This window comes from Streptococcus sp. SG1 (assembly GCF_030439935.1).
Taxonomy (GTDB): domain Bacteria; phylum Bacillota; class Bacilli; order Lactobacillales; family Streptococcaceae; genus Streptococcus; species Streptococcus gordonii.
The window spans coordinates 99,024-122,449 of the sequence record NZ_JAQFJC010000005.1 but is presented as its reverse complement, the minus strand read 5'-3'; the positions used below and the strand labels follow the sequence as shown (position 1 = coordinate 122,449).

Below are 23,426 nucleotides of genomic sequence, written 5' to 3'. Positions count from 1 at the left end.
AGCTATTCTGAGTTGGTAATTTAGGACTCTATAGATTTTAAGGCTGGAACCCAGTGTTCCGGCCTTATTTCTTTTTTACTTTTCTATATAATTTATGTATCAGAAATATATAGAATTTGTAATCATTTCAAAATATTGGGATAAGATAACTGACATCTAAATAAGGTATGATTATGCTAACATCAAATTTTGCGGAGAAAATCATTTTATGAAAAAAATATTTATTAAAACAGCTCTTGTGGTTGCTTCTACAGCTCTTTCAGCTATAGCTGGTCTTCAAGTTGCACATGCAGATTCTTATGTTGTACAACAAGGTGATTCTTTCTTTGGAATTGCTAGTGCTCACGGAATGAGCCCTTATGATCTAGCTGCGAAAAATGGCAAATCTATTTTTGATACAATCAACCCAGGTGATGTTTTGGAAGTGGACGGCGCTACTTCTACTTATGCAAATTCAGGTTATGGTGTGAGCAGTAATGCGGATTTGGTATCTGATGTAGATGATGTTGTTTTAAATACCCCGACTGACTATGGTAACTCTTATCCAATCGGACAATGTACTTGGGGCGTTAAGGAATTAGCTCCTTGGGCAAGCAACTGGTGGGGGAATGCCAATACTTGGGCTATCAATGCCAGCAATCAAGGTTATGTTACTGGTACAGTTCCGACAGTAGGCGCAATCGCTGTTTGGGACGGAGGAGAGTATGGTCACGTTGCTTATGTTACAGACGTTCAGAGCGACGGTACAATCCAAGTGCTAGAAGCTAATTACAATCGTCAAAAGCAAATTGATAATTATCGCGGTTATTTTAACCCCAATGAATTTTTGGGAAATGTAACGTATATCTATCCAAACTAATTTGATTGAAGATTTAGAGCGTGCTCTAGATCTTTTTATTTTTCAAGATAGGATGTAGAAGATGAGAATGAGAGGTCGTTGCAAACAAGAAGGCTTTTTGTTGGAAAATATGTTAGAATGAAAGTAATTTGATTTGAAAGAGGATCAGGAATGAACTATTTTAGCAAGTACAAGTTTGATAAATCGAAATTCAAATTAGGAATGCGGACTTTTAAGACAGGGTTGGCGGTTTTTATCATTCTCTTGATGTTTAGTCTATTTGGCTGGGGTGGTCTGCAGATTGGCGCTTTGACAGCAGTTTTTAGCCTGCGAGAAGATTTTGACAAGAGCGTGCATTTTGGTACTTCTCGTATCTTAGGAAATAGCATCGGTGGCTTCTATGCCTTGATTTTTTTCCTCATCAATAAGATCTTTCAAGACCAGCTCTGGGTCACCTTGCTTTTTGTTCCGATTTGTACTATGCTAACAATTATGACCAATGTTGCCATGAACAATAAAGCAGGGGTAATTGGTGGTGTATCAGCTCTCTTGATTATTACACTGTCGGTTTCTGAAGGGGATACGATTGTTTACGTATTTGCCCGGATTTTTGAGACATTTCTTGGTGTATTCGTTGCCATGTTAGTAAATTATGACATTAATCGCCTGCGTTCTTTTTTTAGAAAAGAGAAAAGCAAATGAATATGTCAGAAAAAGTAACATTCCTTCTTGACAGGATAAATCTTTAGGAATATAATAGTGGTAATCTTGGCTAGTGGAGAGTGAAGTTTTTGTTTCATTTGCTGATACTTGCCATACAAGTAAGGAATTGGATCCGTACTAAAAACTTAGAAAGAATGATTAGCAATCCTTTTTATCTGAAAAGAAAAGTAATTGTTTCTGCTATCATATGGTCGTACTAAAGCCGGTTTGATAGCTTGTTTTCCTATTAGTTTTTGGAGTTCTCATCTCTTACGAAAGGAGGATGTAATGAAAGAAAAAGAACTGCGACGCAATTTGGCAGTTTTCCCAATCGGCAGCGTTATGAAATTGACAGACTTAACGGCTCGGCAGATTCGCTATTATGAGGATCAGCAGCTGATTACACCTGAGCGAACAGAAGGGAATCGTCGCATGTATTCCCTAAATGACATGGATCGCTTGCTGGAAATAAAAGACTATATTTCTGAAGGTTATAATATTGCTGCAATCAAGCGTAAGTATGCTGAACGTGAAGCAATGGCCAAAAAACCAGTGAGCGCAAAAGACGTTCGACGTGCACTACACAACGACATTGTGCAACAGAGTAGATTTGCATCCTCTGTGCCGACATTTGGTCAATTAAAACGACCATAACTATTGTTTTATTCCATAAGGAGATCACCATGCCTATTACAGTTGCTGATATCAAGCGCGAAGTTAAAGAAAAAAATGTTACCTTTATCCGTCTTATGTTTTCAGATATTTTGGGAACAATGAAAAATGTGGAAATCCCTGCAACAGATGAACAGTTAGACAAAGTATTATCTAACAAAGCTATGTTTGACGGTTCTTCTATTGAAGGTTTTGTTCGGATTAACGAATCGGATATGTATCTATATCCAGATTTGGACACTTGGACTGTTTTCCCTTGGGGAGATGAAAATGGTAGCGTTGCAGGATTAATTTGTGATGTCTATACGACAGAAGGTCTTCCTTTCCAGGGAGATCCGCGTAGCAACTTAAAACGCGCCCTCAAGCACATGGAGGAGCTGGGCTTTAAATCCTTTAATCTTGGACCAGAGCCAGAATTCTTCCTCTTTAAGTTGGATGAAAATGGAGATCCTACTTTAGAGGTGAATGATAAAGGAGGTTATTTTGATTTAGCTCCGACAGACTTAGCTGATAATACTCGCCGAGAGATTGTCAATATTTTGACAAGTATGGGATTTGAAGTTGAGGCTAGTCACCATGAAGTAGCTGTTGGTCAGCACGAAATTGATTTTAAATATGATGAAGTCCTACGTGCATGTGATAAAATCCAGCTCTTTAAACTAGTCGTCAAGACTATAGCTCGTAAGCATGGCTTGTATGCTACTTTTATGGCTAAGCCTAAGTTTGGTATTGCTGGTTCAGGTATGCACTGTAATATGTCTCTCTTTAATCAGGATGGGACAAATGCCTTTTTTGATCCTGAGGATCCAAGAGGTATGCAATTGTCGGATACAGCCTACTATTTCTTGGGTGGCTTGATCAAACACGCCTACAACTATACAGCTATTATGAATCCAACCGTCAACTCTTATAAGCGTTTGGTTCCTGGCTACGAAGCACCAGTTTATATTGCTTGGGCAGGGCAAAATCGATCTCCTTTGGTTCGTGTGCCAGCATCTCGCGGCATGGGAACTCGCTTGGAATTGCGTTCTGTAGACCCTATGGCGAACCCTTATATTGCTATGGCTGTTCTTCTTGAAGTTGGTCTTCACGGAATTGAAAATAAGATTCAGGCACCAGCTCCTGTTGAAGAGAATATTTATGTTATGTCAGCAGAAGAACGAAAGGAAGCTGGCATTACAGACCTTCCTTCAACTCTACACAATGCTATCAAGGCTCTAACTGAGGATGAAGTCGTTAAGGATGCCCTCGGCAACCACATCTATACTAGCTTTGTAGAGGCTAAGCGTATCGAGTGGGCTAGCTACGCAACTTTTGTTTCGCAATGGGAAATTGATAACTATTTAGATCTATACTAATGATAGAGCAGGTGGCCTGAAAGTCCCCTGCTTTTTCGTGGAGGAGGAGAAAGATGGAAAAATTTGATGATTTTATTAAGCGGGTTTTTGATGAGCAATATGAAGTCTGCTTTGGTCCAGACATGCTTGAAAAACTAGAGCCCAGAGATTATTATCTGACGCGGGAGGAGGATGGTCGATTAATTGCCTTGCTCCATGGCCAGCAGGTATTAGAAAATATTCATATCAAGGCTTTGGTGGTGGATAAAGCGTACCAGAAAAAAGGCTTGGGAGCATCTCTATTGTCAGAATTAGAAGAAAAGGCTGCAGAAGCAGGAGCAACTAGTATTACTTTATCCACCAAATCCTATCAGGCCAAGGATTTTTACCTCAAACAAGGTTATGAAATCTACGCTAGTCTAGCAGATGTCCCACAAAAGGGCATTACCAAATATCATTTTATTAAGAGATTAGGCTGAGCTTGTTTCAAATAGATGGAAGTCAATTGCCAAACACCATTAAAGTTTACAAAAAACGCTGGCTTTTACAATACTGATATTGCCTATTTCAACTATCATTTCTTTTCTTAGGAATCATTACAAAATGTGATATAATAAGGGTGAATTGGAAATAGGTAAACTATTTTCATCATTCTTTCAAAAAATATTATATTAAGAAATATGTAAAGACAGATTAGAAAGTGGGAAATCCCTATGTCCTCTTATGAAAAAGTCTCTCTTTCTGAGATCAATCAATCTATTGAGACTCCAAATAACAATCATTTTTGGCAAAATCTAAAAGCATTCTTAGGACCTGGTGCACTTGTGGCAGTTGGCTACATGGATCCAGGAAACTGGATCACCAGCGTGGTTGGTGGTGCCTCCTACAAGTACAGTCTTTTATTTGTTATTTTGATTTCATCCATCATTGCTATGCAGTTACAACAGATGGCTGGAAAGCTCGGTATCGTGACTAGGATGGACCTAGCGCAGGCAACAGCTCATCATGCTCCCAAGTGGCTTCGCTATAGTTTGTGGGTGATTTTAGAATTGGCTTTAATGGCGACAGACTTGGCTGAGGTTCTAGGTTCAGCGATTGCCTTAAATCTTTTGTTTAAAATACCGATTATGATTGCTATCCTTCTAACCGTTTTAGATGTATTTTTATTACTTTTATTGATGAAATTTGGTTTCAAAAAAATTGAAGCTATTGTTACGACCCTTATTTTAACCATATTAGCCATCTTTACCTATCTTGTGGCCTTATCCAATCCAAGTATCCAAGGGATTATTGGTGGTTATTTACCAACTTCAACTTTATTTGAAACACCGTTACCAGGTCATGAAAGTCAATTGACCTTGGCTCTAGGGATTGTAGGTGCGACAGTCATGCCCCATAATCTCTATCTTCATTCCTCTCTATCCCAGACAAGGAAAATAAATCACAAAGATAAGAAGGATGTTCGAAAAGCAGTGCGCTTTATGACCTGGGATTCAAATCTTCAGTTGTCTCTAGCCTTTATTGTAAATTCCTTGCTTCTCATTTTAGGTGCCTCCCTCTTTTTTGGTCATGCATCTGAAATTTCAGCTTTCTCCCAAATGTACAATGCTTTACAGGATTCGACGATAGCAGGAGCGATAGCTAGCTCAATTCTGTCAACTTTGTTTGCTTTAGCCCTCTTAGCAAGTGGCCAGAATTCGACCATTACAGGTACCTTGACAGGACAGATTGTCATGGAAGGTTTCTTACATCTAAGATTGCCTCAGTGGCTTATCCGTATCGGTACACGTATTTTTGCCTTGCTACCTGTGATTATAGTCGCCGTTTTGTTTGGGCATCAAGAAAAAACCTTGGATCAGTTATTGGTCTATTCACAGGTCTTTCTTTCAATCGCTCTTCCGTTTTCAATTTTCCCCTTGATTTATCTAACCTCTAAGAAGTCACTGATGGGAGAATTTACTAATGCCAAGTGGAACACAATCCTAGGTTACGCAGTTTCCATTATCTTAACCATTCTCAATATCAAACTTCTTTTCGATATTTTTTAGAGTGGTTTTGAAGTCAAGTATCGGAAGCGGCGTGAAGTTTAATAAAGAGAAAGAGTAGTGGTTGGTTCATAAAAATAAGTACAAAAAAAGAACAGTTGAAATTGTTCTTTCAGATTGAAGACAAAATCCTTAGAACTACAAATTTCTAAGGGCTTTTCTTTGTGTAAAGTCGTATAATAGAGGTAAGAAAAGTTGTGAGGTGTTCCCTATGTTTCACAAAGAAAATCTAGACTACAACCGCAATCAAGTTGGTTTTTACACGCTAGATGAACTCGTTCCGCAAGCCCATTTTCTTCGTCAGGTTGAGCAAGTGATCGATTTTTCCTTCATCTATGACTTAGTCGCAGATACTTATTCTGAAGATAAAGGTCGTCCTAGTTTAGACCCTGTTATGCTAGTTAAAATCCCTCTCATCCAATGTTTCTACGGTATACGTTCCATGCGCCAAACTATCAGGGACATTGAGGTCAATCCCTCCTATCGCTGGTTTTTGGGTTTGAGTTTAAACGATAAGGTTTCTCATTTTACCACTTATGGCAAAAATTACAATCGTCGTTTTCAAGATAAGGAAGTAATCGAGGAATTTTTTCATTATGTCCTATCCATTGTATGGGGGCAAGGTTTGATTGACCCGACTGAGATTTTTATTGATGGGACTCATATCAAGGCCACAGCCAATAACCATAAATATACTCATCAAGTTCTAGACAAGCAAGCTAGGTTTATGAGTGAGCAACTGGAAGTTGAGATTGGCTTAGATCGGAAAAAGTACTGAAAAAAGTCTCTCGGGCCCGCAAAAGAAAGCGAGGCTGAACCGAAGAAGAATTCTACTACAGACCCTGAAAGTGGTTGGTTTCACAAGGGGAGCATAAGGAAGTGTTCGCCTACAATGCCCAAGTAGGATGCGATAAGCATGGATGGGCACTAGCTTATAGTATCGATGCTGGCAATGTGCATGACAGTCAGGCTTTTCTTGCACTTTTTGAACAGTTGGAAAGGCTCCAATCTGACTACCTTATCGCCGACTCTGGCTACAAGACTCCAAGTATTGCAAAATTCCTCCTTGACCAAAATATTACACCTGTATTCCCTTATACTCGCCCTCGTGGAAAGAAAGGGAAGCTTCGCCCTAAGGACTTTATCTATGATGACTACTATGACTGTTATCTTTGCCCTGAAAATCAAGTGTTAGCTTACTCTACAACAAATCGCGATGGCTATCGTGAGTATAAAAGTGATCCTAAGATTTGCGCAATTTGTCCTCTGTTATCCAGTTGCACAGAAAGTAAAAAGAAACAGAAAGTCGTTACTCGCCATATTTGGAGGGAGTATTTAGAGATTTGTGAGGAGATTCGGCATCAAAAGGGAAGCAAGGAACTTTACCAGAAACGTAAAGAAACGGTGGAGCGGCTTTTTGGTACGGCCAAAGAATACCACAATCTACGTTATACGAGAGAAGTAGGTAAGTCCAAAATGAAGGCAAAAGTTGGACTTACTTTGGCATGCCTGAATATCAAAAAATTGGTAAAAATGATGGCGGGGAAGCCTTTTTATTTTTCGCTGAAAACTATTTTGATAAAGATTCCAGCCTATTTTGAGAATAGTAGCGCTGAAGATATAAAAAGACAAACACTCAAACGATGTTTGTCTTCAATCTGAGCTTTGCCCAAGTGGCAAAGCTATTTTTTAGTTGTCTTCGTCTGGTGTAAGCACCATCGGAATAATAATTGGTTCGCGCTCAGTATTTTCATAAAGGAAAGGACGAAGGGCGTTGACGATAGCACCGTTGACAGACTGGATATTGGCATCTTTATTTTTGAGGGCAATGCGGATAGCATTGAAAAGAAGACGCTGACTTTGGCGAATCAAATCACCAGACTCACGCATGTAGATGAAGCCACGGCTGAGAATATCTGGGCCTGCTAGAATCATTTGTGATTCAAAGTCGACTGTTGCGACAGCAAGTACCACCCCGTCTTCTGATAGGTCTTTACGGTCGCGCAGGACAGCAGCACCGATTTCACCAATACGGTTTCCATCGACATAAATATCTTGAGCATTGAAACTACCAGCTATGCGGGCAGAATTAGCTGTCAGAGCTAGTACATCGCCGTTGCTCATGATGAAGATATTGTCTTTTGGAACTCCAGTATCAACGGCTAGCGCAGCATGGACTTTCTGCATGCGGTATTCACCGTGGACTGGCATGAAATATTTAGGCTTGATCAAGCGGAGCATAAGTTTCTGCTCTTGCTGGCCACCGTGTCCAGAGGTGTGGATGTTGTTAATCTTACCATGAATAACCTCTACACCAGCTTCAGAGATAATATTAATCAGCTTGTTAACGCTAGTCGTATTACCAGGGATAGGACTAGATGAGAAGATGACTGTATCTCCAGGCTGTAGCTGAACCTGACGGTGAGTACCGTTAGCAATACGTGACAGGGCTGCCATAGGCTCACCCTGACTTCCGGTACACATAATCAGGACTTCACTAGCAGGGTAGTCTTTGATAGCATTTGGCTCAATGAAGGTATCTTTAGGAACCTTGATATAGCCTAATTCAATCCCGTTAACAATCGCCTTTTCCATAGATCGACCGAAGACCGCAATCTTGCGTCCAGCCTTTACCGCAGCTTCTGCAGCTTGTTGAAGACGGAAGATGTTTGAGGCAAAGGAGGCAAAGATGATGCGTCCATGAATGCCTTCGATAATCTTCATAATCGATTGTCCGACCACTTTTTCAGAATTAGTAAAAGTAGGAACTTCAGCATTGGTCGAGTCAGAGAGGAGACAGAGAACCCCTTCTTCACCTAGAGCTGCCATACGGTGCAGGTCAGCTGGTTCGCCGACTGGAGTAAAGTCAAACTTAAAGTCACCGGTACAGACAATCTTACCTTGAGGAGTATGGATCACAATTCCTAAAGGCTCTGGGATAGAGTGGGTCGTACGGAAGAAAGTTGCTTTAAGGTTTTTAAATTTCAGTTCAGTGTTTTGGTTAATTTCGTAGAGTTTGGCATCACGTAAAAGTCCGTGCTCTTCCAATTTGCCACGAATAAGGGCTAGTGCCAGAGGTCCAGCATAAATAGGTACATTAGCCTGTTTAAGCAAGAATGGGATACCACCGATGTGGTCTTCGTGACCGTGAGTAATAAGAACACCTTTGACACGGTCGATATTCTCTACAATATAGGAGTAATCGGGGATGACATAGTCAATCCCGAGAAGATCGTCTTCTGGAAATTTGATACCTGCATCAACGATAATAATCTCGTCTTGATATTCGATTCCGTAGGTGTTTTTACCAATTTCTCCTAGACCACCAATGGCAAAAACGCCAACTTCTTTTGGTTTTAAAGTATAGGACATGGTTTAAAACTCCGTTACTTGAAAAGTGCCTGACTCTCTTTCGTATTCTAAGTGTTTGTCAGACAAGAGTTCGATAAATTCAATGTTGTAATCAGTATTTTCTTCAACCAATTTACGGGCTTTAATGCGTCCCTCGAGTTCGTTATTTGCTTCAACTTCCAAGTAAAGAGAGCGAGTGTTTTCACGACGTGGGCTACGGTCTTTTGTTTCTTGATAAAAAACTTTGTAAATCATTCTATTTCCTTTCATTTCACGATTAATCTACAACAAACATGCAGCCAAGTTATCAGCTGTTTTTTTATATTTAGTTTTCTGGGTAATAGATTAATCTTGATTCGTTACAATTATAACAATTATATCATAAAATACGGTATTAGTAAAAGTTAGAAATCCAAAAAGAAGAGGAAGCCGTTTTCATTTTTCCCTTCTACCTAAAGGGGAAAGAAGTTGGAAAATCCCTCTCTTTCTAGTATAATATAATGCAGACAATCGAGTAAGGAAAAGATAAGAATGAAATTATTAGCTTTTGATACTTCTAATCAAGCACTGTCTCTAGCTATTTTAGAAGATGAGCATCTATTGGCTCAGACAACGCTCAATATCAAGAAAAATCATAGCATCACCCTTATGCCGGCTATTGATTTTCTCATGAATAGTTTGGACATGAAACCGACGGATTTGGATCGGATCGCGGTGGCTCAGGGGCCAGGCAGCTACACAGGTCTGAGAATTGCGGTGGCGACAGCCAAGACTTTGGCGCATACCCTCAAAATTGAGCTGGTCGGTGTGTCTAGTTTACTGGCTCTAGTCCCAGAGCAGGTGGAAGGCTTGGTCATTCCCATCGTAGATGCCCGCCGCAATAATGTCTATGCTGGCTTTTACCAGTCTGGTCAGGCTGTACGGCCGGAAGCTCATCTACCTTTGGCAGAGGTTTTGGAAATAGCTGGCGCTGCTAACCAATCAGTCACCTTTGTCGGAGAAACGACAGCTTTTGTGGAGCAGATCAAAGATGCTCTTCCTCAGGCTGCCATTCAGTCAACTTTGCCAGATGCATCAACTATTGGTCGTATCGGTTTAGACCTGCCAGCACAGTCCATTCATGATTTTGTTCCTAACTACCTCAAGCGAGTAGAAGCTGAGGAAAATTGGCTCAAGACCCATCAGGAATCCAGCGATTCTTACATTCAGCGCTTATGATTAAGATGAGAAAATGGAGCGACAGCTCAGATGATGACGTGGCTGCTCTTGCAGAAAAGCTGGAACAGCTCTTACTTGCTGTCTATGAAGTCAGCCCTTGGACAGCGGATCAAGTAGCGGAGGTTCTGCGTTCGGATGTGAACAGTTGTGCGCTAGCAGAAGATGAGGGGCTACTGGTCGGCTTTTTAGTCTGGCAGGAGACAGACTTTGAAGCAGAAGTCCTGCAGATTGCTGTATTGCCTAGCTATCAGGGGCAGAAAATCGCGACAGCCTTGTTTGACTTTTTGCCAGCTGACAAAGAAATTTTCCTTGAAGTGAGGGAGTCCAACAAGCCAGCTCTGCTATTTTACAAAAAAGAAAAATTTGAAGCAATCGCGCGGCGGAAGGCCTACTACCATGCGCCGGTGGAAGATGCGATTGTCATGAAAAGAGAGATCCATGAAAGATAGATATATTTTAGCTTTTGAGACGTCTTGTGATGAGACCAGTGTGGCGGTTCTGAAGAATGAGACTGAGCTTTTGAGTAATGTCATTGCCAGCCAGATTGAGAGTCACAAGCGTTTTGGCGGAGTGGTACCGGAAGTGGCCAGCCGTCACCATGTGGAGGTCATTACGGTTTGCATTGAGGAGGCCTTGGCAGAAGCAGGGATTAGCGAGGAGCAAGTTACAGCGGTGGCCGTTACCTACGGTCCTGGTCTGGTCGGGGCGCTTCTGGTCGGCTTGGCAGCGGCCAAGTCCTTTGCCTGGGCTCATGATATCCCACTGATTCCAGTCAATCATATGGCCGGCCACCTGATGGCAGCCCAGAGCGTGGAGCCCTTGGAGTTTCCCTTGCTGGCTCTCTTGGTCAGCGGCGGTCATACTGAGCTGGTCTATGTCAGTCAGGCTGGTGACTATAAGATTGTGGGGGAAACTCGCGATGATGCGGTCGGTGAAGCCTATGATAAGGTCGGTCGAGTCATGGGCCTGACCTATCCAGCAGGCCGGGAGATTGATCAGCTGGCTCATCAAGGACAGGACATGTATGATTTTCCGCGGGCTATGATCAAGGAAGACAATCTGGAATTTTCTTTTTCCGGCCTTAAGTCGGCCTTTATCAACCTGCACCACAATGCTCAGCAAAAGGGAGAGGTCTTGTCTAATCAAGACTTGTCAGCAAGCTTTCAGACAGCGGTCATGGATATTCTCATGGCCAAGACTAAAAAAGCGCTGGAAAAATATCCAGTCAAGACTCTAGTCGTAGCGGGCGGTGTTGCGGCCAATCAAGGGCTGAGAGAACGCTTGGCAGCTGAGATTCAGGATGTTAAGGTGATTATTCCGCCTCTTCGCCTTTGCGGTGACAATGCTGGTATGATTGCTTATGCTAGTGTCAGTGAATGGAACAAGAAGAATTTTGCCAGTTTGGATCTGAATGCTAAGCCGAGTCTGGCTTTTGAAACGATGGAGTAAAGGAGAAGAATGCGCGGACAGACATTTAAACAAGGGGCACAAGCGGCAGTGCCAACGGCTCTGGGCTATATTGGAATTGGTCTAGCTTGTGGCATCATGGCGGCACCTCATATGAATCCCTTGGAGATGGGGGTGATGAGTATTCTGGTTTATGCCGGTAGTGCCCAGTTTGCTATGATTGGCTTATTTGCCCAGCAGGCGCCTGTCTTGGCTATCGCACTGACTGTTTTTCTCATCAATATCCGGCATCTTTTGCTCTGTCTGCATGCATCAACCTTTTTTCGTAAGTCTAGCTTAGCTCAGAACATTGTCATTGGCTCTTTTTTGACGGATGAATCTTATGGAGTCTTGATGGGAGAGCAGGTGCACACAAAAGAGATTGCGGCTAGCTGGATGATGGGTAACAATTTCATGAGTTATACTTCTTGGATTTTGGGTACTATTTTAGGAACAGCCCTCGGTGCCCTTCTGCCCAATCCTGAGAGCTTTGGCCTGGACTTTGCCCTAGTCTCCATGTTTATCGGTATTTTCTCTTCTCAGTTTACAATCATGCTGCGACGGGTCAAGATAAAGAAGCTCTTTTTAGTTCTGGGTGTTGTGGGCCTTGCCTACTTAGTCCTAACTATGCTACTTCAAAATTCGCTGGCGGTGCTTTTTGCAACCTTGCTAGGCTGTACGGTGGGGGTGATTTTGGATGATAAGTAAGTATATTTTGCTGGCTATTCTTTTGTCAGCCCTAGTCACTTGGATTCCGCGGGTTTTACCCTTTATCCTAGTCAAGTACAAGGGGCTTCCGCCTATGGCAGAGCGTTTCCTCAAATATCTGCCTGTTTCCATTATCTTTGCTCTTATCCTGTCCAGTGTCACCAATGCTAAAACAGGTCAGCTGCCAAGTTTTAAATGGCTGGATTTGCTAGCGATTTTTCCAACAACTTACATAGCATTTAAGTATAAAAACTTAATTTTGACAGTGGTTTGTGGCGTGATTTTAGTTGCTCTAATACGCTTAGTAGTTCAAATGATCTAATAACTTCTAAATCTTTCTATCTCAGGTAGAGAGATTTTTTATTATTAGAAATGTCAGAAAATTTCATAATAGTGGTATAATGGTGTTGTTAGACTAAGGAGGTGGATTATGGCAGAAGCAGGTCATAAATTTTTAGCAAAATTAGGAAAGAAGCGTCTTCGACCCGGAGGTAAGCTAGCAACGGACTGGTTGATAGAGCAAGGGAAATTTTCCAGTGATAAAAAGGTTCTTGAAGTTGCCTGCAATATGGGAACTACAACGATTGAATTAGCAAAAAAATATGGTTGCCAAATTACAGCTATAGACTTAGATCAGTCTGCCTTGAAGCAAGCTCGGCTTAATGGAGAAAAGGCTGGTGTTGGTGAACTCGTCACATTTAAACAAGCCAACGCTATGAAGCTGCCTTATGATGACAATTCATTTGATATCGTTATCAATGAAGCCATGCTGACCATGCAGACAGAGAAGGGGAAAGCTAAATGTATGGAAGAGTACTACCGAGTGCTGAAGCCAGGCGGTGTGCTTCTGACTCATGATGTCATGCTTAAGCAAAAAGATGAAGCTGTCAGAGAAGAGTTGTCTCGCGCAATTAATGTCAATGTTGGTCCGTTGACAGAAGGATCTTGGATTCAGTTGGCGCGATCTCACTCGTTTGATCGTGTAGACACTTTTGTCGGCGAAATGACCTTGATGAGCCTTCGAGGCATGATATATGACGAAGGACTGGGCGGCACTCTGAAAATCTGCTTCAATGCCCTTAAGAAAGAAAACTACAGTCAATTTATGAAGATGTTTAAGATGTTCCAAAAGAATCAAGAAAAACTGGGCTTTATTGCCATGGTTTCTCGTAAATAGAAAATCAGTCTCCTCATTTTATTGATTTAGGGAAGATTTCAAAAAATACTTTAGTCTTGTTTTCACTTTTTATTTAAGAAGTATCAATCACTTTATCCTCCCTTTCTTTTGCATATCTTAAGGAATAGGATGATTGAACTTATTCGCAGTTGATAAAGTGTTTATAGATTTTCCCTAGTTTGGTTATTTTTTACAAAAGGTTTTATCTAAGTAAAGATCTTAAGCTAATTCCAAAAATAACTTGATTTTTTTGAATAAAAAGAACTATAATAATTTCAGAACGTAGAAAAGAGGTAACCATGATGGTGAAATCATTGTCAAAACTCCTTTATGCATCTTTATTTCTAGCTTTGTCATTTATTTTAGTAGCATGCAGTTCGCCAAAAGATAGCGCAACAAAGAGTTCATCCAGTGATAAGGTCAGCAAATCGAGTAAGTCTAGTAAGTCTAGTAAGTCTAGTAAGTCTAGTGAGTCTAGTAAGAGCAGTTCCAAGGAGTCATCAACTTCATCCAGCCAAACTTCAGTCTCTTCTAGCGAGGAAGCTTCAAAATCTAGCCAAACTAGTTCATCCGGTTCTAGCACTAAGGAAACTCCAACAGCGGACTCCCTTGTTCCATCAGAATTGGTTGGTGCCTGGAAAGGAAGAAGCCCTCAAGCTGAGGAGATTACAATGACTGTTGGTGCAGATGGATCTATTTGGACTCAGGCTAACTTTAGCAGTTATGGGCAAAAGAGCGATGTAAAGGCTGTTGCAAGAGCAATTAAAATCAGTCAAAACCTCTATCGGTGGGAGTTGGTTTCAGGAGAATATAGTGCCTTGACTCCTGGTATAACAGGCCTTGGTGGTATAGGGAAAGCTGAGCCAGGCTTTACTTTAGAAAATGGTAAATTCACACCTGTCATGTTTACTGGTCCTGCTGATCAACCTCTTGATTATTCAAATTATTATGCTTTTGAATTTTCTTTGACTAAAAACTAAGCTATGAAACTCCCTTGTAATCTAAGTGGGGAGTTTTTTTAACAACACTTGACCCTACCCTAAGGTTAGGGATTATACTATAGTAGCAAGGAGGTCTTTCATGTTTCATGTTAAAGAAGCTGCACAGCTTTCAGGTGTTTCCGTCAAAACTCTACATCACTACGACAAAATCGGGCTTTTAGTACCTGCTAAATCAGAAAATGGCTATCGGACATACAGCCAAGCTGATTTAGAGAGGTTGCAAGTCATTCTTTACTACAAGTATCTGGGCTTTTCTTTGGAGAAAATAGCAGAGCTCTTGAGTCAGGACGATCATGCCCTATTGCCACATCTGGTAAGGCAGTTGGATTGTCTTGAGCAAGAAAGAGACCGCTTGGATACTTTGATTTCGACCTTGCGAAAAACAATTCAAGCTCAAAAAGGAGAAAGAAAAATGACAATGAAAGAAAAATTCGCAGGTTTTACCTACGAAGACAATCACAAATATCATCAAGAAGCTGTCGAAGAATACGGTCAAGAAGTTATGGCAGAAGCATTGACTCGTCAAAATGGAAGGGAAGAAGAATCTACTGAAGCCTTCAATCAAGTTTTTCAAAGTCTGGCAGAGAATATGCGACAAGGCTTGCCAGTTGAAGCGTCAGAAAATCAAGAGCAGGCAGGGCGTCTTTTACAAGCCATTCGTACTTATGGCTTTGACTGCTCGCTACAAGTCTTTGGTCATATCGGTAAAGGCTATGTCTATAACCCAGAGTTTAAGGAAAACATCGACAAATTTGGAGTTGGCACAGCTCAGTATACGTCAGATGTGATTGCTGCTTATGTTCGGGCAGGTGCAGAATAAAAACTGGCGAGGATTTTCCTCGACCAGTTTTTTAATCTGTTAAATATTTTACCTATCACTCATAATGCAAGCTCCCTGCCACCCAGCCGGTGCAGAGGGCAGAGGTAATGTTGAAGCCGCCCGTGTGGGCATTGATGTCTAGGACCTCCCCAGCGAAGTGGAGGCCGGGAACGAGCTTGCTTTCTAGAGTTTTGGGATTGATTTCTTTGAGGCTGACACCGCCCTTGGTTACAAAGGATTTGGCCAGGGACATTTTGCCAGTGACAGGGATGGGCAGTTCTTTGATTTGTTTGATGAGGGCTTCTTTTTCACTGAGATTGAGTTGTTTGACTTTCTCAGGAAAGGGCTGGGCAAAAAAGTCTGCCATTCGCTCGGGCAGGAGGATTTTCAGGCAGTTCTTCAGCGATTTTTCCCGATTTTCTTCTAAAAAGTCTGTCAAATCCTGCTGACTCATCTGAGGAAGAACATCGAGATAGATGGTTTCGCCACCCTTGACAAAGCTAGACAAGCGCAGGGCTGCCGGACCTGATAGGCCAAAGTGGGTAAAGAGCAGGTCGTGAGTAATGACATGCTTACCATAGCTTAGGGTCACATCGTCCAGCGAAATCCCCTGAAGCGCTTTGTGGGGGAAGTCAGTCAGAAGGGGACTTTCAGCAGCTTCTAAGTCAGTTACTGTGTGCTTGAAGTGTCGGGCAATATCGTGGCCGAAGCCTGTCGAGCCTGTTGAAGGATAGGACTTGCCGCCAGTCGTTACAATCAATTTCTGGCAGGTCCAAGTCTGGTCGCTGGATCTGACAGTGAAAAGGTCATCAGTTTTTTTGACAGAGACGATTTCGGTGTTGGTGATGACAGTGCCGCCCAGCTCTGCAATTTTCTTTTCCAAAGCTTCGATAATGGTGCGGGACTTGTCTGTCGCTGGGAAAACACGTCCGTGGTCTTCAACCTTGAGTTTGACACCATTCTCAGTGAAAAAGTTGATGATATCATGGTTGTCAAACTGGGAAAAGACGCTGTAAAGAAAGCGTCCGTTACCAGGAATACCAGCCAGGAGGTCATCCAAATCTCCATTATTGGTCACATTGCAACGTCCGCCACCTGTACCGGCTAGTTTCTTGCCTAGTCGTTTATTTTTCTCAATAAGCAAGGTTTTCTGTCCGTAGAAAGAGCTGGAAATGGCAGCCATCATGCCAGCTGGTCCTCCGCCGATGATGATTGTGTCAAAATGGTTCATTTATGTTATCCTTTCAGAGATAAGTTTGGCCAAGGTTTAATTGTGAATGTTTCTTAGGAAATATTGTCCACTAATGAGCAGTTAAATGGTCGTTTTAAGCTTGGTGGATTTATTCATTTTCAAAGTAATCTAATCTGTCTCATTGTATCATAAAAGGGCGAAAAATGGATAGGAGTTAAGCTTAGAAAATATTGGGAAATTTGACAGGGAAGCCTTGATATGATAAGATTTAGGTATCTATATCTAGAAAAAGTATTTGAGGAAATTATGGCAATTGAAAAGACAGTCAGCGAGTTAGCTGAGATTCTCGGAGTTAGTCGCCAAGCGATTAACAATCGTGTCAAAGCTCTCCCAGAAGAAGATACAACAAAAAATGAAAAAGGGGTAACGGTTGTTACTCGCAGTGGATTAATTAAACTGGAAGAGATATACAAGAAGACCATTTTTGAGGATGAACCAGTCAGCGAAGACGTAAAACAGCGCGAACTGATGGAAATTTTGGTAGACGAGAAAAATGCAGAGATTCTCCGTCTATACGACCAACTCAAGTCAAAAGATGAGCAATTAAAACGCAAAGACGAACAACTTCGGATTAAGGACGTTCAGATTGCGGAGAAGGACAAGCAACTGGATCAGCAACAACAGCTGACAGCCAAGGCTATGAGTGAGCGCGAAACGTTACTGTTAGAGTTGGACGAAGCAAAAGAGCAGGTCCAACAGCAGGAAAACAAAGGATTCTGGGCGCGTTTATTTGGGAAGTAAGAAAAATCTCAGTTGAAAAACTGAGATTTATTGTTTTAAAAAAGAAGGAATGAAGATGAAACCGCAAAAGTTAGGCTTCAAACGTCTCTATCGAAATTTAGATAAGATCTTGCTACTCTTTTTCATGGTTTTTATGGCCATGGAATTTGCCTGGATTCCTTTTACGTCTTGGGCGGCTGAATCATTGCTCAAGCAGACAGGCTACGAATTCTTATCTTATAACAACGCTGTAAGTATTTTCACAGCAAATTGGCTTGTGACTGCTCAGTTTCTAGGCCTATTTTTGGTCAATTTATTAGTCGCTTATTTCCAGACAGGCATTATCTTCATGGGTGTACGCAACTTATTAGATAAGGAAGAGCGATCCCATTGGGGCTTTATTAAAGCGACTTTGAGAGACAGTTGGATTATGCTACTGAGAGCTAGACCAGGAAAGGTTCTCTTTATTGTATGTTATATGGGGATTCTCTTTCCTTTTTTCCGACAGATTTTAAAAATATACTACCTCAATAAGATTTTAATTCCAGAGTTTATACAGGAATATCTAAGCAATCAATACTACTTGGGCTGGGCGATAGGGATTCTAGCAATAATCCTGTTTTTGTTGGCGGTGCGCTCTATGTTTGCCATCCCCAAAATCTTTTTAGAAAGAACCTCTGTTAGAGAAGCCATCCGATTTAGCCTGGATAAGACCAGAAAACGTCTCATTTTCTATTCATGGCACTTATCTTGGATTGTTTTCAAAAGTTTGTTTATCTACGCCTTCTTTGTCATTGGTATTGTCTTTCTTCAAAAATATGCGGATAATCAGTCTAATGCAATTAGTCTTGGTGTCGGAGTTTTCAATTTTATAGTCATGAAGCTGGCTTATTATTTCATGCTGAGCTACTTTTTAATCAAGTTTCTATCTTTCTTGACTGATAAGTCACTGGCAGACTATCCTCGAAAAAAGGGGAATCCTTGGTTACGGGCTTTGATACTTCTAGCGTCGTGCTTAATTTTTGGATTAGAAGGCTATGTTTATCTGCAATTTCCTTTGGAAACCATTCCTCTGACCATCTCTCACCGGGGAGTTTCAAATGGAAATGGGGTACAAAATACAATTGAGTCTTTAGAAAAAACAGCCTTACTCAAGCCAGACTATATCGAAATGGATGTACAAGAGACAAAAGACGGCCAGTTCGTCATGATGCACGATGCTACCTTAAAAGACCTAGCAGGGGTAGACAAACATCCTCAGGAATTGACGCTAGCAGAGTTAACAGCTCTAGATGTTTCAGAAAATGGCTATCGAACTAAGATTTCAAGCTTTGATGCTTATTTGAAAAGAGCCAATCAATTGGGCCAGCGCCTTTTGATTGAAATTAAAACAAGCAAACTTGACTCTTCAGATATGATGGAGCGATTCTTAAAGAAATACGCAGCTAATATCAAAATATATGGGCATCAAATGCAGTCGCTAGATTATCAAGTGATTGATAAGGTGCTGGATTACGATAAGGATATACCAGCCTTCTTCATTTTGCCTTATAATACCATTTTCCCTCGAACCAAGGCGTCCGGCTATACCATGGAATATTCGACCTTGGATGAGAACTTTGTCAATAAGTTATGGAGTTCAGACAAACTACTCTATACTTGGACCATTAATACAGAAGATGCTGTAGCCAAGTCCTTTAGACTAGGGGTGGATGGGATTATTACAGACGATGTTGAATACATTCAAAGCTCGATTAAAGAGCTGAGGGATAATCCTAAATATTCGACCTTATTAGAAAATAAAGCAGCTGACCTTTTGAACTTTCCAGGAAGCTAATAGAAAACCCTCACTCTCTAATCAGAGCGAGGGTTTTGTGATTAAAATGGTAGTTTACCTGCAAAGGCACCCATTTTCTTTTTGGTTGCTTCGTCGATTTGCTCTAGTGCATGGTTAAGCGCTTGGACAGTCATATCAGACAAGGTTTCAAGATCCTCTGGATCAACAACAGCAGCTTGGAAGTCGATTTTTACAACTTTCTTATCGCCAGTCAAAGTTGCTGTCACTAAGTCTTGAGCAGATTTGCCTACAAACTCAGTAGCTGCCAATTCTGCTTGGCTCTGTTCCATTTGCTTTTGAAGCTTTTGCGCTTGCTTCATCATTGATTGCATGTTCATCATAAGATTTTTATAATTCCTTTCCTATTTGAGGATTAACATTTGGTAATCTACACTCTTCAAATTATATCATTTTTTAAAAAAGTGGCAAGAATCTGCTTCAACATTTAGAGAATCGTTTCAAAGCAATGTTGACGAAAAAGTTGAGATTATGATAGAATATTTAAAAATTTAGATATAGGAGAAATTTCTTAATGAAAAAACACAAATGGAGCCTTTTGTTGCTTAGTCTTTTGATCCCTCTCTTTATTTTAGCTGGATGTAACAGCAAACAAAACCTTAAAGGAAAGTGGAATGTTCAGGATTCTAACCATGAGTATACTACTGTAACCTTTACTGACAAGAAGGTCAGTGTGAATGGACAAGAAGCAGAGTATAAGCAGGTAGAGGTTGGATTTAAAAATAATGTTCAATATATCGTGATTGAAATGGAAGGGAAGAAATATTCAATTATTTTCCCTGATGCAGACAAAAACATTGCTGTGCTGTTACAGCCAACTTCAGAGGATAACTATCTCGAAGGAACCATGATTTTGGCAATGAATCGTAAGGAAAAACCGAACTACGATAAGTACGCAAAAGATTATATCCGAGAAAAATAAAAGCACATCTTGTGCTTTTATTTTTTTATTTGTCAAGATTTCTTGTGAGGCAGACTTAAGCTAGAATGCTCCATATCGACACTTAGATGGTAGTCTGTCTTATCGCGGACAGTGTGCTCAAAATCAGTAGTGTAGAGGACGAGACGCAGTTGGTCGCCCTTTTTCAGTTTGTAGATTGTTGGCTGAAGTTCAAAGGATAGTTCCATCCATTGATTAGGGATTACTTCTTCAACAGTTAAGAGATCAGTCCTATTTTGCAGGTTGAGGAAGCCCTTTGTGATGACGCGGTGTGGAGTGTCCGTAAAAGGAAGCTCCATCAGATTGTCCAGCATATAGTAGCGACCGTTATCCATCACTCTTGGTTCCAAGGGGCTTGGGATTGGGGTTAGGCGTTTGGCAGGTCCATAGTCCAAAAGCTGGGCGGAGATGAGACCTTTGTTGGTGCTAGATTTGAGGTGGAGATTGAGCTTGGCAGGTCCATTGATAAAGAGATCTTGTTCCAGCGTCCAATCAAGGGTGATCTGCTGGGTTTTGCCTTCAAATAGCTCATTTTTGAAAACTTGATAACTCTTGGCAAAGCGATTGTAGTCTTCGTCTGAATAACGATTTTGGATTTCTTGAGAGCCTTTACCAAGATGGAAATGAGAGTAGTCTTCTTGATTTCCAAAATCATCTAGGCTCATCCAGTTTTGCGCCTGGCTGTTGTCCTGCCAGATGACGGGTGGCAAGTCAAAGTCGGATGAATGCCCTAGTAATTTTTTGGATAAAAGAGCGTTCATGCTTTCACGAAAGTCAATGGACTGCCAGTTGTTGATATAAACATGAGCACCGTTATGGAAGAAGAGGTGCTTTTTGATATGAGCTGGCAGAGCATGGAACATATTATAGACGTGGAGAGGTTTGACATTCCAGTCTTGAGAGCCATGAGTGAAGACAACTTCAGTCTTGACCTTATCTGCATGGATCAAGTAGTTGCGGTCGTGCCAAAATTGATTGTAGTCACCAGTTTCTCGTTCCAAGTCCTTTCTTTGCTGGTCAAGGTAGGCTTGGTAAGCTTGATTGTGACGTAGGTATTCGCCAGCTAGGAGATTGCGTGAATAGGTCAGCTCAGTTAGTGATTCAAAATCTTCGCCTGGATAACCACCAGGGCTAGTGACAAGTCCGTTTTCACGGTAGTAGTTATACCAGGAAGAAATACCAGCCTCAGCAATGATGACTTCTAACCCGTCTACCCCCGTTGTTGCTAAACCATTTGACATGGTTCCTAGGTAAGAAATTCCAGTTGTGGCAACTTTTCCATTAGACCAAGTTGCCTTGATTTCTCTTTGGCGACTGTGATCTGTGAAGGCGCGACAGCGACCGTTGAGCCAGTCGATGACATTTTTGTAGGCTTCAATCTGCTGATAATCTCCACTGGTCATCATCCCTTCTGAATCCTTGGTTCCAACACCAGATACGTAGAGATTGGCAAAGCCACGAGGAAGTAGGTAATCATTGAGGGTGTAACTGCCAATATGGCCCAGCTTTTCTTCAGCTGTCTCAACTAAAGTTGCCTGTCCTTGGGGTTCTACTGTTTGAATGCTAGATTCTTGAACAGTAATTGTTCTAGGGTTCTTGCAGGCTAAGTCTACATTCATGTTGTGCAGAGCCTTATCACTAGCTTTATCGTTGGTACCTTGATGGTAGGGACTGGCAGTCATGACTGCAGGAATTTGTCCTTCATAAGAAGGGCGGATGATACTAACCTTGACTAAATCCGGCTTGCCATTTCCATCTGTGTCCACACGGGATTCAACATAAACGACTTCGCGAATGGCCTCATGGCTACTGAAGGTTGCTAGACTTTTGCCGTTGAAGAAGTGGTAGTCATTGCTTTCTGGAATGAATCCCTCACTGACAAGCTGGTCAATTAGAATATTCCCTAACTTGGTTCTAGTATTGAGCAGTTGATAAAGATTTTCGAGGATATTTCCATAAGTGATTGGGAAATGAATATCCTTGCAGAAGGCTGTTACATCGTCAAAGTCCACGAAGGGAACAAAACCTAAGACCTGTAGGGCTACGGTATAGAAGATCTCTTCAGTCAGTTGCTGGTCGGATTGGAAGAAGGTTAACAGATCTGTTTGTCGGTCGGCTACCCAGCTAGAGAGGACATAGTTGACGTCCTGATAGCGAAAGAGAATTTTTTGAAGAAAGTGATGAAGGTTTTCCTTAGGAGAATTAGTTGTTTGGATAGTGAATCCTAAACGAGCCAATTCGTCCAGCATAACTTCTTCACTTGCTTTTGTGTAACTATACTGGTTGTAACGCATGAGACTACTCCTTTTTTGTATTTATATAAAATTGACCTTTACATTCTCCATTATAACTGATACAATAAAGTTTGTCTAAAAATTTTATAAGGAGATTGAACACATGGATGTTACATGGATGGCGAAATACGTCACAGAATTTCTGGGTACGGCCATTTTGATTATTTTAGGAAACGGTGCTGTAGCTAACGTTGAATTGAAAGGCACTAAAGGTCATCAAAGCGGTTGGTTGGTAATCGCAGTTGGTTACGGAATGGGTGTTATGATTCCTGCTTTGATGTTTGGAAATGTGTCAGGAAACCATATTAATCCGGCCTTTACTTTGGGGTTGGCTGTCAGCGGCTACTTTGAATGGGGACATGTTGCTCCTTACATTGCAGCTCAGATTTTGGGAGCTATCTTCGGTCAAGCCCTTGTGGTTGCGACTCACCGTCCTTACTACTTGCAAACAACAAATCCAAATGCAATATTGGGAAGTTTCTCAACGATTTCAAGCATCGATCATGGAACACCTGAGTCTCGCAAAGCAGCAACTATCAATGGTTTTGTAAATGAGTTTGTTGGTTCCTTTGTTCTTTTCTTTGCTGCTATTGCAATGACAAAGAACTTCTTTGGAGCTGAGATTATTAAATATGCAGCTACTCAGGGTATAGATGCTTCTTCTATCCAAGGTAAAGCACAAGTTGGTCAGTACATTTTTAGTGGTTTGGCTGTCTCACACTTGGCACTTGGTTTCCTTGTGATGGCTTTGGTTACTTCACTTGGTGGACCTACTGGTCCTGGATTGAACCCAGCTCGTGACTTAGGACCTCGTATTCTTCATGAAATCTTGCCTAAATCTGTTCTTGGAGAGCACAAGGGTGATTCAAAATGGTGGTATTCTTGGGTACCAGTCGTGGCACCAATCCTTGCAGGTATCACCGCTGTTATGTTGTACAAATTTATCTATGGATAATTAAAAGGGCGCAAGCCCTTTTTTTAGAAGACTCAGCTGACTTGAAGGCAGATAGAAAGAAGTGATTTTCGTATATATATTTTTGCCTTCTTATC

The 23,426-nt window shown here is 41.4% G+C and carries 23 protein-coding genes and 1 pseudogene; 19 read left to right on the top strand and 5 right to left on the bottom strand.

Going from position 1 to position 23,426, the window contains the following annotated elements; translation table 11 throughout:
* Nucleotides 1-208 precede the first annotated feature (208 nt).
* The 7 genes and pseudogenes from PCY06_RS05720 to PCY06_RS05690 all read left to right on the top strand — a co-directional run bounded on the left by PCY06_RS05720 (nucleotide 209) and on the right by PCY06_RS05690 (nucleotide 7,218).
* Entirely contained in the window at nucleotides 209-859 is a 651-nt protein-coding gene (locus tag PCY06_RS05720) for a CHAP domain-containing protein (protein ID WP_008808232.1), read from the top strand.
* A gap of 150 nt (nucleotides 860-1,009) precedes the next feature.
* The gene (locus tag PCY06_RS05715) at nucleotides 1,010-1,540 is read left to right on the top strand and encodes an aromatic acid exporter family protein (RefSeq protein ID WP_060553175.1); all 531 of its coding nucleotides are present in this window, start codon (nucleotides 1,010-1,012) and stop codon (nucleotides 1,538-1,540) included.
* A gap of 288 nt (nucleotides 1,541-1,828) precedes the next feature.
* On the top strand, nucleotides 1,829-2,194 hold the full coding sequence (locus PCY06_RS05710; protein WP_008808234.1) for a MerR family transcriptional regulator: 366 nt from the start codon (nucleotides 1,829-1,831) through the stop codon (nucleotides 2,192-2,194).
* A gap of 29 nt (nucleotides 2,195-2,223) precedes the next feature.
* Nucleotides 2,224-3,570 (top strand): type I glutamate--ammonia ligase, encoded by a 1,347-nt coding sequence (gene glnA, locus PCY06_RS05705; protein WP_060553174.1) that lies wholly within the window; start codon nucleotides 2,224-2,226, stop codon nucleotides 3,568-3,570.
* 53 nt (nucleotides 3,571-3,623) lie between these two features.
* Nucleotides 3,624-4,028, top strand: coding sequence for a GNAT family N-acetyltransferase (locus PCY06_RS05700; RefSeq protein ID WP_048778117.1), 405 nt, complete (start codon nucleotides 3,624-3,626; stop codon nucleotides 4,026-4,028).
* Nucleotides 4,029-4,262: 234 nt separating this feature from the next.
* Nucleotides 4,263-5,597 (top strand): Nramp family divalent metal transporter, encoded by a 1,335-nt coding sequence (locus tag PCY06_RS05695; RefSeq protein ID WP_002896638.1) that lies wholly within the window; start codon nucleotides 4,263-4,265, stop codon nucleotides 5,595-5,597.
* A 208-nt stretch (nucleotides 5,598-5,805) separates the two neighbouring features.
* Nucleotides 5,806-7,218: pseudogene (locus PCY06_RS05690) on the top strand (IS1182 family transposase).
* Nucleotides 7,219-7,283: 65 nt separating this feature from the next.
* Here the strand turns inward: PCY06_RS05690 and PCY06_RS05685 are convergent.
* Nucleotides 7,284-8,966, bottom strand: a complete 1,683-nt coding sequence (locus PCY06_RS05685) for a ribonuclease J (RefSeq protein WP_082307258.1) — start codon at nucleotides 8,964-8,966, stop codon at nucleotides 7,284-7,286.
* Nucleotides 8,967-8,969: 3 nt separating this feature from the next.
* A complete protein-coding gene (locus tag PCY06_RS05680) occupies nucleotides 8,970-9,200 on the bottom strand; it encodes a DNA-dependent RNA polymerase subunit epsilon (protein WP_060553173.1) in 231 nt (76 codons plus the stop codon).
* Nucleotides 9,201-9,476: 276 nt separating this feature from the next.
* On the opposite strand from PCY06_RS05680, the gene tsaB reads away from it, so the two are divergent.
* The 8 genes from tsaB (at nucleotide 9,477) to PCY06_RS05640 (ending at nucleotide 15,315) form a co-directional block, all read left to right on the top strand.
* Nucleotides 9,477-10,163, top strand: coding sequence for a tRNA (adenosine(37)-N6)-threonylcarbamoyltransferase complex dimerization subunit type 1 TsaB (gene tsaB / locus PCY06_RS05675; RefSeq protein ID WP_082307257.1), 687 nt, complete (start codon nucleotides 9,477-9,479; stop codon nucleotides 10,161-10,163).
* The gene (gene rimI / locus PCY06_RS05670; protein WP_008808240.1) at nucleotides 10,160-10,612 is read left to right on the top strand and encodes a ribosomal protein S18-alanine N-acetyltransferase; all 453 of its coding nucleotides are present in this window, start codon (nucleotides 10,160-10,162) and stop codon (nucleotides 10,610-10,612) included. The genes tsaB and rimI overlap by 4 nt, the downstream gene beginning before the upstream one ends.
* The gene (gene tsaD / locus PCY06_RS05665; RefSeq protein ID WP_082307256.1) at nucleotides 10,602-11,612 is read left to right on the top strand and encodes a tRNA (adenosine(37)-N6)-threonylcarbamoyltransferase complex transferase subunit TsaD; all 1,011 of its coding nucleotides are present in this window, start codon (nucleotides 10,602-10,604) and stop codon (nucleotides 11,610-11,612) included. The genes rimI and tsaD overlap by 11 nt, the downstream gene beginning before the upstream one ends.
* A 9-nt stretch (nucleotides 11,613-11,621) precedes the next feature.
* Nucleotides 11,622-12,317: an AzlC family ABC transporter permease gene (locus PCY06_RS05660; RefSeq protein WP_060553169.1), complete on the top strand. Its 696-nt coding sequence runs from the start codon at nucleotides 11,622-11,624 to the stop codon at nucleotides 12,315-12,317.
* Nucleotides 12,307-12,639 carry an AzlD domain-containing protein gene (locus tag PCY06_RS05655; protein WP_060553168.1) on the top strand — a complete coding sequence of 111 codons (333 nt, stop codon included), beginning with the start codon at nucleotides 12,307-12,309 and terminating at the stop codon, nucleotides 12,637-12,639. Before PCY06_RS05660 ends, PCY06_RS05655 begins: the two co-directional genes overlap by 11 nt.
* 108 nt (nucleotides 12,640-12,747) lie before the next feature.
* The gene (locus PCY06_RS05650; RefSeq protein WP_045505362.1) at nucleotides 12,748-13,494 is read left to right on the top strand and encodes a class I SAM-dependent methyltransferase; all 747 of its coding nucleotides are present in this window, start codon (nucleotides 12,748-12,750) and stop codon (nucleotides 13,492-13,494) included.
* A 299-nt stretch (nucleotides 13,495-13,793) separates the two neighbouring features.
* A complete protein-coding gene (locus PCY06_RS05645) occupies nucleotides 13,794-14,474 on the top strand; it encodes a hypothetical protein (protein WP_301389581.1) in 681 nt (226 codons plus the stop codon).
* A gap of 100 nt (nucleotides 14,475-14,574) precedes the next feature.
* Complete coding sequence (locus PCY06_RS05640) at nucleotides 14,575-15,315, top strand: MerR family transcriptional regulator (protein ID WP_060553166.1); 741 nt, start codon at nucleotides 14,575-14,577, stop codon at nucleotides 15,313-15,315.
* A 55-nt stretch (nucleotides 15,316-15,370) separates the two neighbouring features.
* On the opposite strand, the gene PCY06_RS05635 is transcribed toward PCY06_RS05640, so the two are convergent.
* Nucleotides 15,371-16,546, bottom strand: a complete 1,176-nt coding sequence (locus tag PCY06_RS05635) for an NAD(P)/FAD-dependent oxidoreductase (RefSeq protein ID WP_060553165.1) — start codon at nucleotides 16,544-16,546, stop codon at nucleotides 15,371-15,373.
* A gap of 267 nt (nucleotides 16,547-16,813) precedes the next feature.
* On the opposite strand from PCY06_RS05635, the gene PCY06_RS05630 reads away from it, so the two are divergent.
* Both PCY06_RS05630 and PCY06_RS05625 read left to right on the top strand, forming a co-directional pair.
* Nucleotides 16,814-17,308: a DUF536 domain-containing protein gene (locus PCY06_RS05630; protein WP_008808248.1), complete on the top strand. Its 495-nt coding sequence runs from the start codon at nucleotides 16,814-16,816 to the stop codon at nucleotides 17,306-17,308.
* A gap of 55 nt (nucleotides 17,309-17,363) precedes the next feature.
* Nucleotides 17,364-19,124: a glycerophosphoryl diester phosphodiesterase membrane domain-containing protein gene (locus PCY06_RS05625; protein ID WP_011999763.1), complete on the top strand. Its 1,761-nt coding sequence runs from the start codon at nucleotides 17,364-17,366 to the stop codon at nucleotides 19,122-19,124.
* A gap of 41 nt (nucleotides 19,125-19,165) precedes the next feature.
* Here PCY06_RS05625 and PCY06_RS05620 read toward each other — a convergent pair whose 3' ends face one another.
* Nucleotides 19,166-19,465 carry a YbaB/EbfC family nucleoid-associated protein gene (locus tag PCY06_RS05620; RefSeq protein WP_008808250.1) on the bottom strand — a complete coding sequence of 100 codons (300 nt, stop codon included), beginning with the start codon at nucleotides 19,463-19,465 and terminating at the stop codon, nucleotides 19,166-19,168.
* Nucleotides 19,466-19,656: 191 nt separating this feature from the next.
* Between PCY06_RS05620 and PCY06_RS05615 the strand changes: the two genes are divergently transcribed.
* Nucleotides 19,657-20,064: a glycosyl transferase gene (locus PCY06_RS05615; RefSeq protein ID WP_045634410.1), complete on the top strand. Its 408-nt coding sequence runs from the start codon at nucleotides 19,657-19,659 to the stop codon at nucleotides 20,062-20,064.
* A 32-nt stretch (nucleotides 20,065-20,096) separates the two neighbouring features.
* Here PCY06_RS05615 and PCY06_RS05610 read toward each other — a convergent pair whose 3' ends face one another.
* Nucleotides 20,097-22,376 (bottom strand): Xaa-Pro dipeptidyl-peptidase, encoded by a 2,280-nt coding sequence (locus PCY06_RS05610; RefSeq protein ID WP_082307255.1) that lies wholly within the window; start codon nucleotides 22,374-22,376, stop codon nucleotides 20,097-20,099.
* Nucleotides 22,377-22,479: 103 nt separating this feature from the next.
* Here PCY06_RS05610 and gla point away from each other — a divergent pair, with 103 nt between their 5' ends.
* Nucleotides 22,480-23,331: an aquaglyceroporin Gla gene (gene gla / locus PCY06_RS05605; RefSeq protein ID WP_082307254.1), complete on the top strand. Its 852-nt coding sequence runs from the start codon at nucleotides 22,480-22,482 to the stop codon at nucleotides 23,329-23,331.
* Nucleotides 23,332-23,426: the final 95 nt, after the last annotated feature.

Bases quoted from the DNA above. Each gene is read 5' to 3' on its own strand.
- PCY06_RS05720 (WP_008808232.1), top strand. From the start codon at position 209: ATGAAAAAAATATTTATTAAAACAGCTCTTGTGGTTGCTTCTACAGCT.
- PCY06_RS05715 (WP_060553175.1), top strand. From the start codon at position 1,010: ATGAACTATTTTAGCAAGTACAAGTTTGATAAATCGAAATTCAAATTA.
- PCY06_RS05710 (WP_008808234.1), top strand. From the start codon at position 1,829: ATGAAAGAAAAAGAACTGCGACGCAATTTGGCAGTTTTCCCAATCGGC.
- glnA (WP_060553174.1), top strand. From the start codon at position 2,224: ATGCCTATTACAGTTGCTGATATCAAGCGCGAAGTTAAAGAAAAAAAT.
- PCY06_RS05700 (WP_048778117.1), top strand. From the start codon at position 3,624: ATGGAAAAATTTGATGATTTTATTAAGCGGGTTTTTGATGAGCAATAT.
- PCY06_RS05695 (WP_002896638.1), top strand. From the start codon at position 4,263: ATGTCCTCTTATGAAAAAGTCTCTCTTTCTGAGATCAATCAATCTATT.
- PCY06_RS05685 (WP_082307258.1), bottom strand. From the start codon at position 8,966: ATGTCCTATACTTTAAAACCAAAAGAAGTTGGCGTTTTTGCCATTGGT.
- PCY06_RS05680 (WP_060553173.1), bottom strand. From the start codon at position 9,200: ATGATTTACAAAGTTTTTTATCAAGAAACAAAAGACCGTAGCCCACGT.
- tsaB (WP_082307257.1), top strand. From the start codon at position 9,477: ATGAAATTATTAGCTTTTGATACTTCTAATCAAGCACTGTCTCTAGCT.
- rimI (WP_008808240.1), top strand. From the start codon at position 10,160: ATGATTAAGATGAGAAAATGGAGCGACAGCTCAGATGATGACGTGGCT.
- tsaD (WP_082307256.1), top strand. From the start codon at position 10,602: ATGAAAGATAGATATATTTTAGCTTTTGAGACGTCTTGTGATGAGACC.
- PCY06_RS05660 (WP_060553169.1), top strand. From the start codon at position 11,622: ATGCGCGGACAGACATTTAAACAAGGGGCACAAGCGGCAGTGCCAACG.
- PCY06_RS05655 (WP_060553168.1), top strand. From the start codon at position 12,307: ATGATAAGTAAGTATATTTTGCTGGCTATTCTTTTGTCAGCCCTAGTC.
- PCY06_RS05650 (WP_045505362.1), top strand. From the start codon at position 12,748: ATGGCAGAAGCAGGTCATAAATTTTTAGCAAAATTAGGAAAGAAGCGT.
- PCY06_RS05645 (WP_301389581.1), top strand. From the start codon at position 13,794: ATGATGGTGAAATCATTGTCAAAACTCCTTTATGCATCTTTATTTCTA.
- PCY06_RS05640 (WP_060553166.1), top strand. From the start codon at position 14,575: ATGTTTCATGTTAAAGAAGCTGCACAGCTTTCAGGTGTTTCCGTCAAA.
- PCY06_RS05635 (WP_060553165.1), bottom strand. From the start codon at position 16,546: ATGAACCATTTTGACACAATCATCATCGGCGGAGGACCAGCTGGCATG.
- PCY06_RS05630 (WP_008808248.1), top strand. From the start codon at position 16,814: ATGGCAATTGAAAAGACAGTCAGCGAGTTAGCTGAGATTCTCGGAGTT.
- PCY06_RS05625 (WP_011999763.1), top strand. From the start codon at position 17,364: ATGAAACCGCAAAAGTTAGGCTTCAAACGTCTCTATCGAAATTTAGAT.
- PCY06_RS05620 (WP_008808250.1), bottom strand. From the start codon at position 19,465: ATGATGAACATGCAATCAATGATGAAGCAAGCGCAAAAGCTTCAAAAG.
- PCY06_RS05615 (WP_045634410.1), top strand. From the start codon at position 19,657: ATGAAAAAACACAAATGGAGCCTTTTGTTGCTTAGTCTTTTGATCCCT.
- PCY06_RS05610 (WP_082307255.1), bottom strand. From the start codon at position 22,376: ATGCGTTACAACCAGTATAGTTACACAAAAGCAAGTGAAGAAGTTATG.
- gla (WP_082307254.1), top strand. From the start codon at position 22,480: ATGGATGTTACATGGATGGCGAAATACGTCACAGAATTTCTGGGTACG.